Annotated in this window: 13 protein-coding genes; 10 read left to right on the top strand and 3 right to left on the bottom strand. The window is 57.5% G+C overall.

Going from position 1 to position 16,177, the window contains the following annotated elements; all coding sequences use genetic code 11:
- Nucleotides 1-43: 43 nt before the first annotated feature.
- Entirely contained in the window at nt 44-805 is a 762-nt protein-coding gene (gene moeB / locus ACW14G_RS11390; RefSeq protein WP_167576334.1) for a molybdopterin-synthase adenylyltransferase MoeB, read from the bottom strand.
- Nucleotides 805-2,040: a molybdopterin molybdotransferase MoeA gene (moeA, locus tag ACW14G_RS11385; protein ID WP_167576333.1), complete on the bottom strand. Its 1,236-nt coding sequence runs from the start codon at nt 2,038-2,040 to the stop codon at nt 805-807. The genes moeB and moeA overlap by 1 nt, the downstream gene beginning before the upstream one ends.
- Before the next feature lie 178 nt (nt 2,041-2,218).
- On the opposite strand from moeA, the gene iaaA reads away from it, so the two are divergent.
- The 10 genes from iaaA to ACW14G_RS11335 all read left to right on the top strand — a co-directional run bounded on the left by iaaA (nt 2,219) and on the right by ACW14G_RS11335 (nt 15,171).
- The gene (gene iaaA, locus ACW14G_RS11380; RefSeq protein ID WP_163447027.1) at nt 2,219-3,157 is read left to right on the top strand and encodes a beta-aspartyl-peptidase; all 939 of its coding nucleotides are present in this window, start codon (nt 2,219-2,221) and stop codon (nt 3,155-3,157) included.
- Between the two features lie 11 nt (nt 3,158-3,168).
- Nucleotides 3,169-5,028, top strand: coding sequence for a glutathione ABC transporter ATP-binding protein GsiA (gene gsiA / locus ACW14G_RS11375; protein ID WP_163447025.1), 1,860 nt, complete (start codon nt 3,169-3,171; stop codon nt 5,026-5,028).
- 23 nt (nt 5,029-5,051) lie between these two features.
- Complete coding sequence (gene gsiB / locus ACW14G_RS11370) at nt 5,052-6,590, top strand: glutathione ABC transporter substrate-binding protein GsiB (protein ID WP_163447023.1); 1,539 nt, start codon at nt 5,052-5,054, stop codon at nt 6,588-6,590.
- A gap of 52 nt (nt 6,591-6,642) precedes the next feature.
- Nucleotides 6,643-7,563, top strand: coding sequence for a glutathione ABC transporter permease GsiC (gene gsiC, locus ACW14G_RS11365; protein ID WP_249022120.1), 921 nt, complete (start codon nt 6,643-6,645; stop codon nt 7,561-7,563).
- A gap of 1 nt (nt 7,564) precedes the next feature.
- On the top strand, nt 7,565-8,476 hold the full coding sequence (gene gsiD, locus ACW14G_RS11360; RefSeq protein WP_065355603.1) for a glutathione ABC transporter permease GsiD: 912 nt from the start codon (nt 7,565-7,567) through the stop codon (nt 8,474-8,476).
- Between the two features lie 222 nt (nt 8,477-8,698).
- Nucleotides 8,699-9,160 carry a PTS sugar transporter subunit IIA gene (locus tag ACW14G_RS11355; RefSeq protein ID WP_064548525.1) on the top strand — a complete coding sequence of 154 codons (462 nt, stop codon included), beginning with the start codon at nt 8,699-8,701 and terminating at the stop codon, nt 9,158-9,160.
- Nucleotides 9,157-9,480 (top strand): PTS fructose transporter subunit IIB, encoded by a 324-nt coding sequence (locus tag ACW14G_RS11350; RefSeq protein ID WP_064548527.1) that lies wholly within the window; start codon nt 9,157-9,159, stop codon nt 9,478-9,480. Before ACW14G_RS11355 ends, ACW14G_RS11350 begins: the two co-directional genes overlap by 4 nt.
- 30 nt (nt 9,481-9,510) lie before the next feature.
- Complete coding sequence (locus ACW14G_RS11345; RefSeq protein ID WP_249022119.1) at nt 9,511-10,605, top strand: PTS fructose transporter subunit IIC; 1,095 nt, start codon at nt 9,511-9,513, stop codon at nt 10,603-10,605.
- A 29-nt stretch (nt 10,606-10,634) separates the two neighbouring features.
- Entirely contained in the window at nt 10,635-13,268 is a 2,634-nt protein-coding gene (gene mngB / locus ACW14G_RS11340; protein WP_249022118.1) for a mannosylglycerate hydrolase, read from the top strand.
- Between the two features lie 10 nt (nt 13,269-13,278).
- Complete coding sequence (locus tag ACW14G_RS11335) at nt 13,279-15,171, top strand: BglG family transcription antiterminator (protein WP_249022117.1); 1,893 nt, start codon at nt 13,279-13,281, stop codon at nt 15,169-15,171.
- Nucleotides 15,172-15,215: 44 nt separating this feature from the next.
- Here the strand turns inward: ACW14G_RS11335 and rimO are convergent.
- Nucleotides 15,216-16,177: 30S ribosomal protein S12 methylthiotransferase RimO (gene rimO / locus ACW14G_RS11330; protein WP_455648598.1), on the bottom strand; the 962-nt coding region annotated here is incomplete at its 5' end.

The following is a 16,177-nucleotide window of genomic DNA, read 5'->3' as shown; positions in this document are numbered from 1 at the left end:
TCGGTTCCCTCTCCCCATCGGGGAGAGGGTTAGGGTGAGGGGGTTACGCCGAAGCCTCCCCGCACACCTCGCACGTCGGGCTACGCATCAGCTTCATCTCGCGGAACTGGCAGCGCATCGCGTCATACATCACGATTTTCCCCGCCGCAGGCGTACCGTAGTGGGTCAGCACCTTAATCGCTTCCATCGCCTGCATGGCGCCAATCACCCCAACCAGCGGGGCCATCACGCCCGCTTCCACGCAGGTGAGCGCATTCTCGCCGAACAGACGGCTCAGGCAGCGGTAGCACGGCTCGCCTTCCTGATACGTAAACACCGAAATTTGCCCTTCCATGCGAATCGCCGCGCCGGAAACCAGCGGGACTTTATGCCGGAAACAGCCCACATTCAGCTGGTTACGAATGGTGACGTTATCGGTACAGTCGAGCACTAAATCATGTTCCGCAATTAGCGCCCATAGCGCCGCCTCTTCCAGCAATGCGTTGTGGGTCACCAGCGTGACGTGTGGGTTAATGCGCGCCAGCGCGTCGCGGGCGGAGTCGACTTTTGGCTGACCGATAGTGGCGTCGCTATGCAGCGTCTGGCGTTGCAGGTTAGAGAGCGCCACGGTGTCAAAATCAAGCAGGGTGAGTTGGCCAACTCCCGCGGCGGCCAGATATTGCGCCGCCGCGCAGCCCAGCCCACCCAGACCGACAACCAGTACACGCGATGCCTTTAACTGCTCCTGGCCGTCAAAATCAAAATCTCGCAGGATGATTTGCCGGTTGTAGCGCAGCATCTCGGCATCGCTGAGTTCGGCGGCCATTACAGGCCTCCCAGCAGATGGTTAAAGGGCTCAACCTCTACCCATTCGCCAGCTTCGACGTGGCCGCGCTCACGCTCCAGTACGATAAAGCAGTTGCCCTGGCTGAAGGAGCTAAAAATGTGCGAGCCCTGATGACCGGTAGTGGACACAGTAAGGTCGCCGTTGGCGTCGCGGGTCAGCAGGCCGCGCTGGAAGTCGAGGCGGCCTGGGGATTTTTTCAGCCGATCGGTAGTTCGCACGCGCAGGCGCGGAGCCTGCGTGGCGTTGCTGCCCGCACTCAGTTTGGCCAACAACGGCTGCACCAGTTGATAGAAGGTGAGCGCCGCGGAGACCGGGTTACCCGGCAGACCGCAGAACCAGCTGTGGCTTAACTTACCGAAGGCGAACGGCTTGCCCGGTTTGATGGCGAGCTTCCAGAAGCTGATTTCACCCAGCTCGTCGAGAATCGTTTTGGTGTAGTCCGCTTCGCCCACGGAAACGCCGCCGGAGCTAATGACCACGTCCGCCTGCTGGTCGGCCTGAATAAAGGTCTGGCGCAGCTGTTCCGGGTCATCGCGGATAATCCCGAGGTTAATCACCTCGCAGCCCAACTGTTCGAGCATCAGATGCACCGCCAGGCGGTTGGTGTCGTAGATTTGCCCATCGCCCAACGGCTGGCCCGGTAGCTGGAGTTCGTCACCGGTGGAGAACAGGGCGACGCGCACTTTACGCACCACGTTCACCTCGGCAATGCCGAGAGACGCCAGCACTGGCAGCTCGGCGACGGTGAGGCGGGTACCCGCCGGGAAAACCACCGCGCCGTTGGCGATGTCTTCGCCGCGACGGCGAATATTCTGCCCCGGCTTCACCGGCGCGGTGAAACGGATACCAGCGTCGGTCTGCTCGGTCTCTTCCTGCATCACTACCGCTTCACAGCCTGCGGGAATCGGCGCGCCGGTCATAATGCGCACGCAGCTTCCGGCAGGCCATTCTCCGTGGAACGGTTGCCCGGCAAAGGCTTTACCCGCTACTGTCAACGGCGTTTGCGCCGCGAGGTCGGCGAGGCGCACCGCGTAGCCATCCATCGCCGAATTATCAAAACCCGGCACGTCCAATGGAGAGATGACATCGCCTGCGGTAATACGGCCAAAGGCCTGTAACAGCGGCACCGACTCGCTTTCACGAAGCGGGCTAATCTGCTCAAGCATCTGGGCGAGCGCGGTATCAAGCGGTATCAGTCCGGCGGTAAAATCCATGGGTAAACTCCTGCGGGAAACGTTCGAATCCGCACATTATGGCAGAAAACCCCCGCAGACTGTATGCCACCTGTGATGTACCCTGACATTTCCGGACGCTCTTTCTATATTCAAAATTGATATAGGAACAGAGTCACTATAATGATATTTATAAATAAAATGACGTAAGGGATAACGAATGGGTAAGGCAGTCATTGCGATTCATGGCGGAGCAGGGGCGATAAGCCGCCAGCAGATGTCAGCGGAAAAAGAGCGCGAATATGTCACCGCGCTGTCCGGCATTGTCGAGCATGCGCAGGGGATGCTGGAGTCCGGTGCCAGCGCGCTGGATACGGTGACCGAAGCGGTTCGCCAGCTGGAGGAGTGCCCGCTGTTTAACGCCGGGATCGGCTCGGTGTTTACCGCTGATGAAACGCATGAACTTGACGCCTGCGTGATGGACGGCAATTCGCTGCAGGCGGGCGCCGTCGCTGGGGTAAAGCGCCTGCGTAACCCGGTACTGGCGGCCAGGCTGGTGCTGGAAAATAGCCCGCATGTGATGTTGATTGGCGAAGGGGCAGAGGCTTTTGCTCAGGCGCAGGGCGTCGAGCTGGTCGAGAATTCGCTGTTCTCCACCGACGCGCGTTTTCAGCAGCTTATCGAGGCTCGCAGCAACGGCGAGTTTATTCTCGACCACGACGCGCCGCTTGATGAACGGCAGAAGATGGGCACCGTCGGCGCGGTGGCATTAGATCTCAACGGCAATCTTGCCGCGGCGACGTCGACCGGCGGCATGACCAACAAGTTGCCAGGGCGGGTGGGCGATAGCCCACTGGTCGGCGCGGGATGCTATGCCAACAACGCAAGCGTAGCTGTCTCCTGTACCGGCACCGGCGAGGTATTTATCCGCACGCTGGCGGCTTACGATATTGCCGCGCTAATGGAATACGGCAATCTCAGCCTGCTGGAAGCCTGCGAACGGGTGGTGATGGAAAAACTGCCCGCGCTGGGCGGCAGCGGTGGCCTGATTGCCATCGATCGCGAGGGCAACGTCGTGCTGCCGTTTAACAGCGAGGGGATGTATCGCGCCTGGGCCTATGCCGGGGATACGCCTACGATTGGCATTTATCGCGAATAGAAGGAGTCACCGTGCCGCATTCCGACGAGCTTGATGTCACGCAGGTGCTGAGTATTCAGAATCTGAACGTCGCGTTTCGCCAGGACAAGCAGTCCGTGCGCGCCGTGCATCAACTCTCTTTTCATCTGAACCGGGGAGAGACGCTGGCGATTGTCGGTGAGTCCGGTTCGGGCAAGTCCGTGACGGCGCTGGCGCTGATGCGGCTGCTGGAACAGTCCAACAGCCAGATGCAGTGCGACCAAATGCTGCTGCGGCGGCGCAATCGCGAAGTGATCGAACTGCAGGAACAAACGCCCGCGCAGATGCGCAGCGTGCGCGGCGCCGACATCGCGATGATTTTTCAGGAACCGATGACGTCGCTTAACCCGGTGTTTACCATCGGCGAGCAGATTGCCGAGTCTATCCGCCTGCATCAGGGGCTGGGCCGCGAAGAGGCGCTGATTGAGGCGAAAAAAACGCTCGATAAAGTGCGCATTCCTGAGGCGCAGACCATGCTGTCGCGCTACCCGCACCAGCTTTCCGGCGGTATGCGTCAGCGGGTGATGATCGCGATGGCGCTGTCATGCCGCCCGGCGGTGCTGATTGCCGATGAGCCGACGACCGCGTTGGACGTCACGATTCAGGCGCAAATTCTCCAGCTTATCAACGTGCTGCAACAAGAGATGTCGATGGGGGTGATTTTTATCACCCACGATATGGGCGTCGTCGCGGAAATCGCCGACCGGGTGCTGGTGATGCATCAGGGGGAGGTGGTGGAGACCGGTAGCGTTGAGGCTATCTTTAACGCGCCGCAGCATCCGTATACCCGTCGTCTGCTGGCGGCGGTTCCCCGGCTGGGGGCGATGCGCGGCAGCGACTATCCGCGCAGTTTCCCTGAACTCAACGCGCCGGAGATTGAGCCTCAGCAGCAAAAAACGGTGGTGGAGGGCAAGCCGATTCTTCAGGTGCGTAACCTGGTGGCGCGCTTTCCGCTACGCGGCGGCGTGCTTAACCGCGTCACCCGTGAAGTGCATGCGGTGGAAAATGTCAGCTTTGACCTGTGGGGCGGCGAAACATTGGCGCTGGTGGGCGAATCTGGCTGTGGCAAATCCACGACCGGGCGTGCGCTGCTGCGGTTAGTGGAATCGCAGAAGGGCACGATTACCTTCAACGGCGAGCGTATCGATCTGCTCTCCGCTCACCAGCTTCAGCCGCTGCGCCGCGATATTCAGATAATCTTCCAGGACCCTTACGCTTCACTCGATCCGCGCCATACGGTTGGCTTTTCGATCATGGAGCCGCTGCGCGTGCACGGGGTACTGCAAGGCGAAGCGCTCCAGCAGCGAGTTGAATGGCTTTTGCAGCGCGTCGGATTAGAGCCGGAACACGCCTGGCGGTATCCGCACGAGTTTTCTGGCGGCCAGCGCCAGCGTATCTGCATTGCCCGTGCGCTGGCCTTGCAACCGAAGGTGGTGATTGCTGATGAATCGGTGTCGGCGCTAGATGTTTCCATTCGCGCACAGATTATCAACCTGCTGCTGTCGTTGCAGCGGGAGATGGGCATCGCTTTTCTGTTTATTTCCCATGATATGGCGGTGGTGGAACGCATCAGCCATCGCGTGGCGGTGATGTACCGCGGGAGAATTGTGGAGATTGGCCCGCGACGCGCAATTTTTGAAAATCCGCAGCATCCTTATACCCGCAAGCTGCTGGCCGCCGTGCCGGTGGCCGATCCGGCGCACAAACGTCCGCAGCGCGTGCTGTTGTCGGATGAGCTGCCGGGCAATATCTACAGACGGGGCGAAGAGGTAGAACCGATCAGTTTGCAACAGGTGGCGCCGGGACACTATGTGGCCCGCGAACCGGCAAGCAGTGCGCTGATAAATCGATAATAAAACCATAGGCAGGGGACAACATGACACAACGCGTTTCACGTAAATGGCTGGTTGCACTGGGGGTGGCTTCAGCGCTGGCCTCCGCTTCCTCGTTCGCGGCCAAAGATGTGGTGGTGGCGGTAGGCTCCAACTTCACCACCCTCGATCCGTATGACGCTAACGACACGCTGTCGCAGGCGGTGGCGAAATCCTTCTATCAGGGGCTGTTCGGCCTGGATAAAGAGATGAAGCTGAAGAACGTGCTGGCGGAAAGCTACACGGTGTCGGACGATGGTAAGGTCTATACCGTCAAGCTGCGCCAGGGCGTCAAATTCCAGGATGGCACTGATTTCAACGCCGAGGCGGTGAAGGTCAACCTCGATCGCGCCAGCAATCCAGAAAGCCACCTCAAGCGATATAACCTGTACAAGAACATTGATAAGACCGAAGTTGTCGACCCGCAGACGGTGAAAATCACCCTCAAGCAGCCGTTCTCGGCGTTTATCAATATTCTCGCCCACCCGGCAACGGCGATGATCTCGCCAGCGGCGCTGAAAAAATACGGTAACGAGATTGGCTTCCATCCGGTAGGGACCGGGCCGTATCAGCTGGATACCTGGAATCAGACCGACTTCGTGAAGGTCAGCAAGTTCGCCAATTACTGGCAAAAAGGGCTGCCGAAGCTGGACTCCATTACCTGGCGTCCGGTGGTCGACAACAATACCCGCGCGGCAATGCTGCAAACCGGTGAAGCGCAGTTTGCCTTCCCGATCCCTTACGAGCAGGCGGCATTGCTGGCGAAAAACAGCCAGCTTGAGCTGGTGGCCAGCCCGTCAATCATGCAGCGCTACATCAGCATGAACGTGACGCAAAAACCGTTCGATAACCCAAAGGTACGCGAGGCCATCAACTACGCGATTAACCGTCAGGCGCTGGTGAAGGTCGCCTTTGCGGGTTACGCGACACCGGCTACCGGCGTCGTGCCGCCGTCGATTGCCTACGCAACGCAATATCAACCGTGGCCGTACGACCCGGCGAAAGCCCGTGAACTGCTGAAAGAGGCGGGTTATCCGAACGGCTTTAGCACCACGCTGTGGTCATCGCATAATCACAGCACTGCGCAGAAGGTGCTGCAGTTTACCCAGCAGCAGCTGGCGCAAATTGGCATTAAAGCGCAGGTCACCGCGATGGACGCCGGGCAGCGTGCGGCGGAAGTGGAAGGCAAGGGGCAGAAAGAGAGCGGTGTGAGAATGTTCTACACCGGCTGGTCGGCCTCGACCGGTGAAGCCGACTGGGCGCTGTCGCCGCTGTTTGCCTCCTCAAACTGGCCGCCAACGCAGTTTAACACCGCGTTCTACGGCAACCCTCAAGTCGATAAAGACCTCAGCGCCGCGCTGCAAACCACCGACAGCAACGAAAAAGCGCGGCTGTATAAGGCGGTTCAGGATACTATCTGGAAAGAGTCGCCGTGGGTGCCGCTGGTGGTGGAGAAACTGGTATCAGCGCACAGCAAGTCGTTGACCGGATTCTATATTATGCCGGATACCGGGTTTAGCTTTGACGACGCGGATTTGAAGTAAGCGACGTTTCCCTGCCTCATGAAGGGGCAGGGAGTCATCGGCAAGGAGAGTCATGCTCAACTATGTGATTAAACGCCTGCTCGGCCTGATTCCCACGCTGTTTATCGTGGCGGTGCTGGTGTTTTTGTTTGTCCACATGCTGCCCGGCGACCCGGCCCGGCTGATTGCTGGCCCGGAGGCAGACGCGCAGGTGATTGCCATGGTACGCCAACAGCTGGGGTTGGATCAGCCGCTGTACGTGCAGTTCTGGCATTACATTAGCCATGCCGTGCAGGGCGATTTTGGCACGTCGATGGTTTCCCGTTGTCCGGTATCGGAAGAGATTGCCAGCCGCTTTTTCCCCACGCTGTGGCTGACGCTCGCCAGCATGGGCTGGGCGGTATTGTTCGGCATGGGCGCGGGCATTGCCGCCGCCGTCTGGCGCAACCGCTGGCCGGACCGCCTGGGCATGGCGCTGGCGGTGACCGGTATTTCGTTCCCGGCCTTTGCCCTCGGGATGCTGCTGATGCAGATTTTCTCCGTCGAACTGGGCTGGCTGCCGACCGTGGGCGCCGACAGCTGGCGACACTATATTTTGCCTTCATTAACGCTGGGCGCCGCAGTCGCTTCGGTAATGGCACGCTTCACCCGCGCCTCGTTCGTTGACGTGCTGAATGAGGACTATATGCGTACCGCGCGCGCCAAAGGCGTCAGCGAAAAGGTGGTGGTGCTCAAACACGGGCTGCGTAACGCGATGATCCCGGTGGTCACCATGATGGGGCTGCAGTTCGGCTTTCTGCTCGGCGGCTCGATCGTGGTCGAAAAGGTGTTTAACTGGCCGGGGCTGGGACGCCTGCTGGTCGATTCGGTGGAAATGCGTGACTACCCGGTGATTCAGGCCGAGGTGCTGCTGTTTTCGCTGGAGTTTATTCTTATCAACTTAGTGGTGGACGTGCTTTACGCCGCCATTAACCCGGCTATCAGGTATAAATAACGTGCGATTATTCAACTGGCGTCGACAGGCTGTTCTGAGCGCCATGCCGGTGATGCAGGCAGCCTCGCAGCGCACGCCGTGGCGGGAGTTCTGGCGGCGCTTTCGCCAGCAACCGGTGGCGATGGCTTCGGGCATTTTTGTGCTGCTGCTGATTGTGGTGGCGGTGGTTGCGCCGTGGATTGCGCCTTTCGATGCGGAAAACTATTTTGACTACGACAGGCTAAATCAAGGGCCGTCGCTGATTCACTGGTTCGGCGTGGATTCGCTGGGGCGCGATATTTTCAGTCGCGTGCTGGTTGGTGCGCAGATCTCGCTGACTGCAGGTGTCTTCGCGGTGCTGATGGGTTCGCTTATCGGCACCGTGCTGGGGCTGGTGGCGGGCTACTACGAAGGTTGGTGGGATCGCATCATCATGCGTATCTGCGACGTGCTGTTCGCCTTTCCTGGTATTTTGCTGGCCATCGCGGTGGTGGCGATTATGGGCAGCGGCATGACCAACGTGATTATCGCCGTGGCGATTTTCTCCGTCCCGGCATTTGCCCGTCTGGTGCGCGGCAATACGCTGGTTCTCAAACAACAGACCTTTATCGAGTCGGCGCGCAGCATTGGCGCCAGCGACAGCGCGATCATTTTCCAGCATATTCTGCCGGGCACCGTATCGTCGATTGTGGTCTATTTTACCATGCGTATTGGCGTGTCGATCATCTCTGCCGCCAGCCTGTCGTTCCTCGGCCTGGGGGCACAGCCGCCAACGCCGGAATGGGGAGCGATGCTCAATGAAGCGCGTGCTGATATGGTGATTGCACCGCACGTTGCGGTCTTCCCGGCGCTGGCCATTTTCCTGACAGTGCTGGCGTTTAACCTGCTGGGCGATGGGCTGCGCGACGCGCTGGATCCGAAGCTGAAAGGGTAATCTCTCTATTTCTTCCCGTAGCCCGGCCGAGCATAGCGATGCCGGGCAAACCTGTTTCCCATCACAAATCGCGGCATTTTTTTGACTCCGCTCGCTTTTTTCCCCTCGTGATAAAGAACGCGTTTCCTCCTGCGGGCGGAAAACGGCGCTCAGTTTGCGTGCACCAGAAAGCCTAGTATTGACGCAATCTAATCGGGAATAAACGCATGGAGAGGTAGGTCAATGCTCATTGCTCGGGACAACATTTTTCTCAACCAGACTTTCGCCGATAAGCAGTCTATTTTCCGTTTTTTGGCCCACCATGCCGTGGCGCAGGGCTGGGCCGAAAGCGCAGCGCAAATTGAAGCCGATCTGTGGGAGCGAGAGAAGCAATACTCCACCGGTTTTGAGAACCAGATAGCCATTCCTCACGCCAAAACCGCCAACGTCTCCCGGGCCGGGGTGATTTTTATCCGCCTGCAGCAGCCGATTCCCTGGGAAAGCCTCGACGGTCAGCCGGTACAGATTATTTTCGGCCTGCTGGTGCCGGAATCCGGCGCGCAGTTTTTGCATTTAAAAATCATCAATAGCCTTGCCAGCCAAATTGTTGAAGACGAATTCAGAGCCTATTTATTCGCCGCCAACGATGAAGACGAGTTGTTTCACTTTATGCAGTCACGCATCGAAATAAAGGAGCAGATATGAATATTGTGGGAGTGACTTCCTGTATTGCCGGTCTGGCCCATACGCCGATGGCCGCTAAATCGCTGGAAAAAGAGGGGGCGCGTCTCGGGCATCGGGTCAATATTGAGCAGCAGGGGGCGCTGGGCATTATGGACCGCCTTTCGGAGCAGGATATTGCCGACGCTGATTTTGTGCTGATTGCCGCCGACCGCGCCATTGAAGAAGAAGAACGGTTTGCGGGAAAAACCATTATTCGGGTCAAGATTGGGCAATGCGTCAGCCATGCGGCCGACGTGATTACCAAATGCGTTTCGGCCGTTGAGGCGCGTCGCAATCAATAAAACAGAGATGGTGATGTCATGAAAAAGATAATGATAGACATAAAAAACCATTTAATGACCGGGATTTCCTACGCTTTACCGGTCATTATTGCCGGTTCACTGATGGTGGCCGTGGCCAAGATTATTGGCCTGATTGTCGGCGAACCTAACCTGGACGCTTTTGCCAAAAGCGATGGGTTAATGAACTGGCTGTACCTGACTCAGGATGTGGGCTTCAAAATTATCGGCCTGATGAACTACGTGCTTGGCGCGTATGTGGCCTTTTCGATCGCCGGGAAAAAAGGGCTGGCAGCCGGTTTTACCGCCGGGCTGATTGCATCGATGACCGGCTCCGGCTTCCTTGGCGCGGTGCTGGGCGGGCTGCTGGCGGGCTATTCGTCGGAGTGGGTCGGGAGCAAAATTCGTATTACCGGCTCGGCGTCCAGCTCCGTCCCGCTGATTATTCTGCCGTTTATCACCGTGGGTTTACAGGTGGTGATCATGCTGCTGTTGCTTGGCGATGTGCTGAGCTGGATTAATGCCGCCCTGATGGGCTGGATACAGCAGATGACCGAGGATGGCACCAGCACCGTCATGCTGGCGGCGGTACTCGGGGGAATGATCTGTTTTGATCTTGGGGGGCCGGTCAACAAAGCCGCCTGGGGTACCGCCAACGTGCTGTTCCTGAGCGGCGTCTACCTGCCTGCGATTCTGGTCAACGTGGCCATTATTATCCCGCCGCTCGGCTATGCCGCCGCGCGATTCCTGCGCCCCCATAACTTTAACCAGACGCTGAAAGAAGCCGGTAACGGCGCGGTCATTATGGGCATTCTCGGTATTTCCGAGGGCGCGATCCCCTTCACGCTGCGTAACCCCGCAAGGCTTATCCCGATTAACGTACTGGCCGGTGCGCTGGGCGCAATGACCGTGGCGCTGTTCAAAGCCTATCCGATCATGCCGCCGCTGGGCGGGCTGTACGGTGGTTTCACCGTCGGCCATCCGTGGGCCTATTTTCTTGGCGCGCTGGTAGGAACCGCAGTCATCGCCATCGGCGCCAATCTGCTGGTGAATTTTAACGACGAATCAGCTGACGAAAACGCCGCTGCGCCAGCGGTCAGCGAAGAGATTGACATTAAGTTTGATTAATCGGCTCAGGCCGCTGAAGGGAGGGTGGGATGAAAGAGAAAGTTGTGCATGTTTACAGCCATACTCACTGGGATCAGGAGTGGTATTTTACCTCGTCACGTTCGCGTATTTATTTGTTAAATCACGTGAAGAATGTGCTGCGCGTGCTGGAGAATAACCCCGATTTCTCCTGTTACCTCCTCGATGCGCAAAGCGCCTTAATTGAGAGCTACCTGCAATGGGCGCCGGAAGATAAGGATCGTCTCGGTGCCCTGATCGCGGCGAAGCGTCTGCTGACCGGGCCGTGGTACACGCAAACCGATCAACTGGTGATTCACCAGGAGTCGGTGGTGCGTAACCTGTGGTACGGAATGAAAATCGCCAAAGAGGCGGGCGGCTGCATGGCGCTGGGTTATGTGCCCGACTGCTTTGGCCAGGGCGGCAATATGCCGCAAATATACCGCCAGTTCGGCATTCACCATGCGCTGTTCTGGCGCGGAATTGCCGACAATACGCTGCATGAGACGGAATTCTGCTGGCAGGGCGACAACGGCGATACGGTGTTTGCCGTGCAGATGCCCTGGGGATACCACTACGGTGGCCTGCTGGATGAAATGCCGGATAGCCTTACGGCATTTTTGAACGAAAAAATGACGCCAATTGAAGCGCGTAGCGCCCGTGCCAACCTGCTGTATCCGCATGGTTTTGACCAGGCGCCGATCCGCGAGAATTTGCCGGAACTGGTGCGTCAGTTCAACGCCTGCGACAACCAGCGTCATTACCAAATCAGTAGCCCGCTCGACTTTATTACCGCACTGGAACAGGAGGCGGGCGCAGACGTTCGCGTCCTGAAGGGAGAGTTGACGGAGGGGAAACACTCGAGGGTACATAAAACCATCTTTTCGTGCCGGGCTGACCTGAAGCAGATGAATAACGATATCGAAGCGCTGCTGGTTAATACGCTGGAGCCGGTGCTGGCGATTGGCCGTAGCCTGGGGCATGACTATCCGGCCCGGGTGATGGCCGATATCTGGAAGCTGATGTTTTTCAATGCCGCGCATGACAGCATCGGCGGCTGCAATAGCGACGACACGAACCGGGATATTGCCGCCCGCTATAAGCAGGCGCGCGATCTCGCCAGCAACCTGCTGGAGCTTCATACCCGGCAGATTGCGATGCGTACGCCGCGCGAACACGATTATTGTTTTACGGTATTTAATCCGCTGACCGTGGCGGCGACGCCGCAGATAACCTTTGAAGCCTGGGTGCCGGGCGTGCCTTTTACGCTGCGTGATGCGACAGGGCGCGCGCTGCCGTACGTGATTGAAGAGCAGACGGAACTGACCGATTATGTGCTCAATCAGACCATCCGGCTTAACCCGGGCAAACCGTACCATAAACCGCAGCAGGTTTACCGCAGCAAGGTAACGGTAAACAGCAGCGAGCTGCCTGCCTTGGGTTACACAAGTTGGCATCTGGATTTTAGCGCCGACGGAGAGAGCCAGCGGCAGCGCGATACGCGACCATTTATTGAAAATGAACACTATCGTGTTGATGTTGAAGAAAATGGCCTGCTGACGATCGCTGATAAAGCCAGCGGTAAGCGCTATGCGCGGCAAATGCTGTTGGTCGAGAACGGTGATGACGGCGACTCCTATAACTATTCGCCGCCGCGTGAAGATCTGACCGTGACCTCGGAAGGACATCTCACCGCAGTGTCGCGGGAATGCAGCGATGTACGGCAGGCGCTGAGCCTTAACTATCGGATGCCGGTACCCGTCGATCTTGAGGCGCGCGCTCGTGGCGAGCTTGATGGCGTCATGCCTGTGACGGTGCAGATTACGCTGCGACAGGATACGCTCATTCACTTTACCGTCGAGGTGGAAAACCGGGTGCGGAGTCATCGCCTGTGCGTGCATTTTGCCACCGATATTATGGCTCATGTCTCCTGTGCCGATCAGCTGTTTGGCGCGGTCACTCGCCCTGTACAGCTCAGCGACGCGCTGCGGGTATGGGAAGATGAATGCTGGCACGAGAAGCCTGTCGCTATCGAGCCCATGCAGAGCTACGTTAACCTGCATGATGATAGTCACGGTTTTACTCTGCACACCAACGGCGTGCGCGAGTATGAAATCGTCGGCGATCGTTTTGATACCATTGCCGTCACCCTGTTCCGCTCTTTCGGTTACATGGGAAAAACCAATCTGCTCTATCGTCCGGGGCGAGCATCGGGTGAAACGGTCGTGGCAACGCCGGATGCCCAACTGATGGGAACGCTCCGCTTTAATTTTAGCTGGCGTATTTATCAGGGGTGGTTTGATGATGCCCGGCACGCGCAGATCTCAAAAGCGCTACTGACCGCGTTCCCGGTGTATCAGGACAGCGATTTCCTCAACGGTCGCCTGCGTTTTTGCCTGAGTGATGAAAAGCGCACTTATCCATTGGAGCACAGCGTGCTGGCGCTGCCTGATGGTCCGCAGGATGCCCAGTTGAGCGTGGTCAAATGCGCTGAAAACGGCAATGGGCTGGTGTGCCGTTTCTATAACCCGAATCTGGCGGCGTCGGTAGCGATTCCCGCGCTGGAAAACGCGCATTACGTGCTGCTGGATGAGCAAACGCCAGCGCCGGAGAGACGCATGCTGAAGCCAAACGATGTGCAGACGCTCTATATCGAGATCGCCTGAAGAGGGAAAGATGAGACTGTTCACCAATAAGCGAGTCAGAGATATCTTTATCCAGATAGCCCAGGGGACGGTGACGCAGCAGTCGTTGGCAAACGCGATGCATGTTTCTACCCGCACTATTCGTAGCGATCTGAAGGCGCTGGGCGAAATCATCATGCAAGCCGGTAATCGTCTCATCTACGATCGTAAAGTGGGGTTTTCTATTCAGGTGGATAACCCGGCGGGCCACCGCAGGCTGCTGGAACAGTCGCAAAAACCATGGAAAGAGACGCGCTCTACCCGCGAGCGGCGTAGCGCGTTGCTCACGGCGCTGTTGCGCCAGGATAAAGATGTTTCGCTGGAGCAGCTGGAGTCGACGTGGTTTATCAGCCTCTATACGCTGCGCAACGACATCACGCTGCTCAAACGTCACTTTGCCCTTTACGATATCGCCGTCAACTGCGAGGGCGCCGAGCGCTATAAGCTACAGGGCAGTGAAATCGCGCTGCGTCGTTGTATCTACGATCATTTACTGCGGGCCAGAGAGCCGGAGGAGGAGTTCGCCGCGCTGTTCGACAATCGCGGACAAGTGGCGGATATCAAACAGGCGCTCAGCCGCTATGTCGTGGCGCATGGGCGACAAATTAGCGATGTGAACCTGCGCTTTTTTACGCTGATTTGCGCGATCGCATCCGGACGCATGCAGCGCGGCAGCTGGCTATTGGACTTTACGTTCAACGGCGGCGAACCGACGATAAAAACGGCGGCAGCAGAGATCTTCGCTTTGCTCTGCGGTGAGGGCGCGTCGGGGCTACAAAGTGAAATCGACTATATCGCGATGAACCTTGCTGCGTTTTGTACGCACGCGGGGGACGACTTGTCGGAAAACTGCGCCGCCGAGTGCGCGGTGATGAATCATTTTCTCAGCTATGTGAGCGCCTCATGGTTTTGCGATGTGTTCTATGACGAAGCGTCGCGTTCCAGCCTGCTCAATCATATTAAAGCGATGCGCATTCGGGTTAACAACGGTATCACCATCGTTAACCCATTGATAGAACAGATTAAACGACACTATCCGCTCATTTATGAAATGACGCTTGCGGCATTCAGCGAACTGGAACATTTTTTCTCCGGGCGTATCAGCGATGACGAAATTGGCTATCTGGTGATGCATATTGGCGCCATCCTGGAAGAGACGCATCTTAAGGAGGCGACTCTGAGCACGCTGGTGGTCAGCGAGCAGGGCGGCGCATCGGCAAGACTGGTGTGCCAGAAAATAACCCGTATGTATCCGCAACTGGCGATTGCGCGTTACATCTCGGTTGAACAATACAATGCCGCAGAAAGCATTGATGAGAATCTGGTTATTAGTTTCGTCACGGTGGCGGAGAAAAACCGGCGGGTGATTCATCTGCCGCCGCTGCCCGAGCGCTGGCAACTGGAAAATATGAAGTACTTTCTGCATGCGGAGACCACGCCGACCGCCATGGTGAACTATTTTTCGCCAGAGCATTTTTTTGTTTTTACCGAGCATCAGCATGATAAAGCTTCGTTAATTCACTTTCTGTCCGCTCAACTGGTTCGTCAGGGGCGGGTGGATGAACGCTATCTGGCGTCAGTGCTGGAACGAGAGGAGCGTGCCTCAACGCTGCTGGATGATAAAATCGCCATCCCCCATCCGCTGGGCTTAGTCGCGCTGAGCACCATGGTGACGGTTGCGGTATTCCCCAACGGTATTGAATGGGACGCCGGGAAAACGGTGAAGATGGTCTTTATGCTGGCGATTAGCGAGGATGCGTTTGTCGATAGCATGCTGATTTATGATTATTTAACCAACATTCTTGATGATGACGTGATTGACGTACTGAGTCAGTGCGCCAGCTATCCCGCGTTTATGTCGCGGTCGCAGAAGTATTTTTTGTAGCGCATGAAACATGCCTTTCCCCGTCAGGGGAAAGGCATGCGAGATTAAACCCGGCTACCCCACAGGTCATATTCGTCGGCGTTTTCTACCTTCACACGCACCACGTCGCCCGGTTTCACCTTCGTTTCACCGTTCAGGTAAACCGCGCCGTCGATTTCCGGGGCATCGGCCATGCTGCGGCCAATGGCGCCTTCTTCGTCCACTTCATCGATCATCACCAGAATTTCACGGCCGACTTTTTCCTGCAGGCGTTCGGCGGAAATCTGCTGTTGCAGCTGCATGAAGCGGTTCCAGCGGTCTTCCTTCACGTCGTCTGGCACCTGGTCCGGCAGATCGTTCGCGGAGGCGCCGTCAACCGGGCTGTACTGGAAGCAGCCGACGCGGTCGAGGCGGGCTTCTTTCAGGAAGTCGAGCAGCATCTGGAAATCTTCTTCCGTTTCGCCCGGGAAACCGACGATAAAGGTCGAGCGCAGAGTCAGGTCCGGGCAGATTTCACGCCACTGTTTAATGCGCGCAAGCTGACGGTCTACCGAGCCTGGACGTTTCATTAGCTTCAGGATACGCGGGCTGGCATGCTGTAGCGGAATATCGAGATACGGCAGAATTTTGCCTTCCGCCATCAGCGGGATCACGTCGTCAACGTGCGGATACGGATACACATAGTGCAGGCGCACCCAGACGCCGAGTTTTGCCAGCTGTTCACACAGGCTTTCCATGCTGGTTTTCACCGGCTCGCCGTTGTGGAAACCGGTACGGTGCTTCACGTCCACCCCGTAGGCTGAGGTGTCCTGAGAGATCACCAGCAGCTCTTTCACGCCAGCGTCGACCAGACGTTTTGCTTCAGCCAGCACTTCGCCAATCGGACGGCTCACCAGATCGCCACGCATCGACGGAATGATGCAGAACGCGCAGCGGTGGTTACAGCCTTCGGATATTTTCAGATAGGCGTAATGGCGCGGCGTCAGCTTAACGCCCTGTTCCGGCACCAGGCTCAGGAACGGGTTGT

It is taken from the genome of Kluyvera sp., assembly GCF_965301105.1.
This window is presented reverse-complemented; position numbering and strand designations above follow the sequence as displayed.

Excerpts from the sequence above, each read along its gene's own strand:
- moeB (WP_167576334.1), bottom strand. The coding sequence starts at position 805 with ATGGCCGCCGAACTCAGCGATGCCGAGATGCTGCGCTACAACCGGCAA.
- moeA (WP_167576333.1), bottom strand. The coding sequence starts at position 2,040 with ATGGATTTTACCGCCGGACTGATACCGCTTGATACCGCGCTCGCCCAG.
- iaaA (WP_163447027.1), top strand. The coding sequence starts at position 2,219 with ATGGGTAAGGCAGTCATTGCGATTCATGGCGGAGCAGGGGCGATAAGC.
- gsiB (WP_163447023.1), top strand. The coding sequence starts at position 5,052 with ATGACACAACGCGTTTCACGTAAATGGCTGGTTGCACTGGGGGTGGCT.
- gsiC (WP_249022120.1), top strand. The coding sequence starts at position 6,643 with ATGCTCAACTATGTGATTAAACGCCTGCTCGGCCTGATTCCCACGCTG.
- ACW14G_RS11355 (WP_064548525.1), top strand. The coding sequence starts at position 8,699 with ATGCTCATTGCTCGGGACAACATTTTTCTCAACCAGACTTTCGCCGAT.
- ACW14G_RS11350 (WP_064548527.1), top strand. The coding sequence starts at position 9,157 with ATGAATATTGTGGGAGTGACTTCCTGTATTGCCGGTCTGGCCCATACG.
- ACW14G_RS11345 (WP_249022119.1), top strand. The coding sequence starts at position 9,511 with ATGATAGACATAAAAAACCATTTAATGACCGGGATTTCCTACGCTTTA.
- mngB (WP_249022118.1), top strand. The coding sequence starts at position 10,635 with ATGAAAGAGAAAGTTGTGCATGTTTACAGCCATACTCACTGGGATCAG.
- ACW14G_RS11335 (WP_249022117.1), top strand. The coding sequence starts at position 13,279 with ATGAGACTGTTCACCAATAAGCGAGTCAGAGATATCTTTATCCAGATA.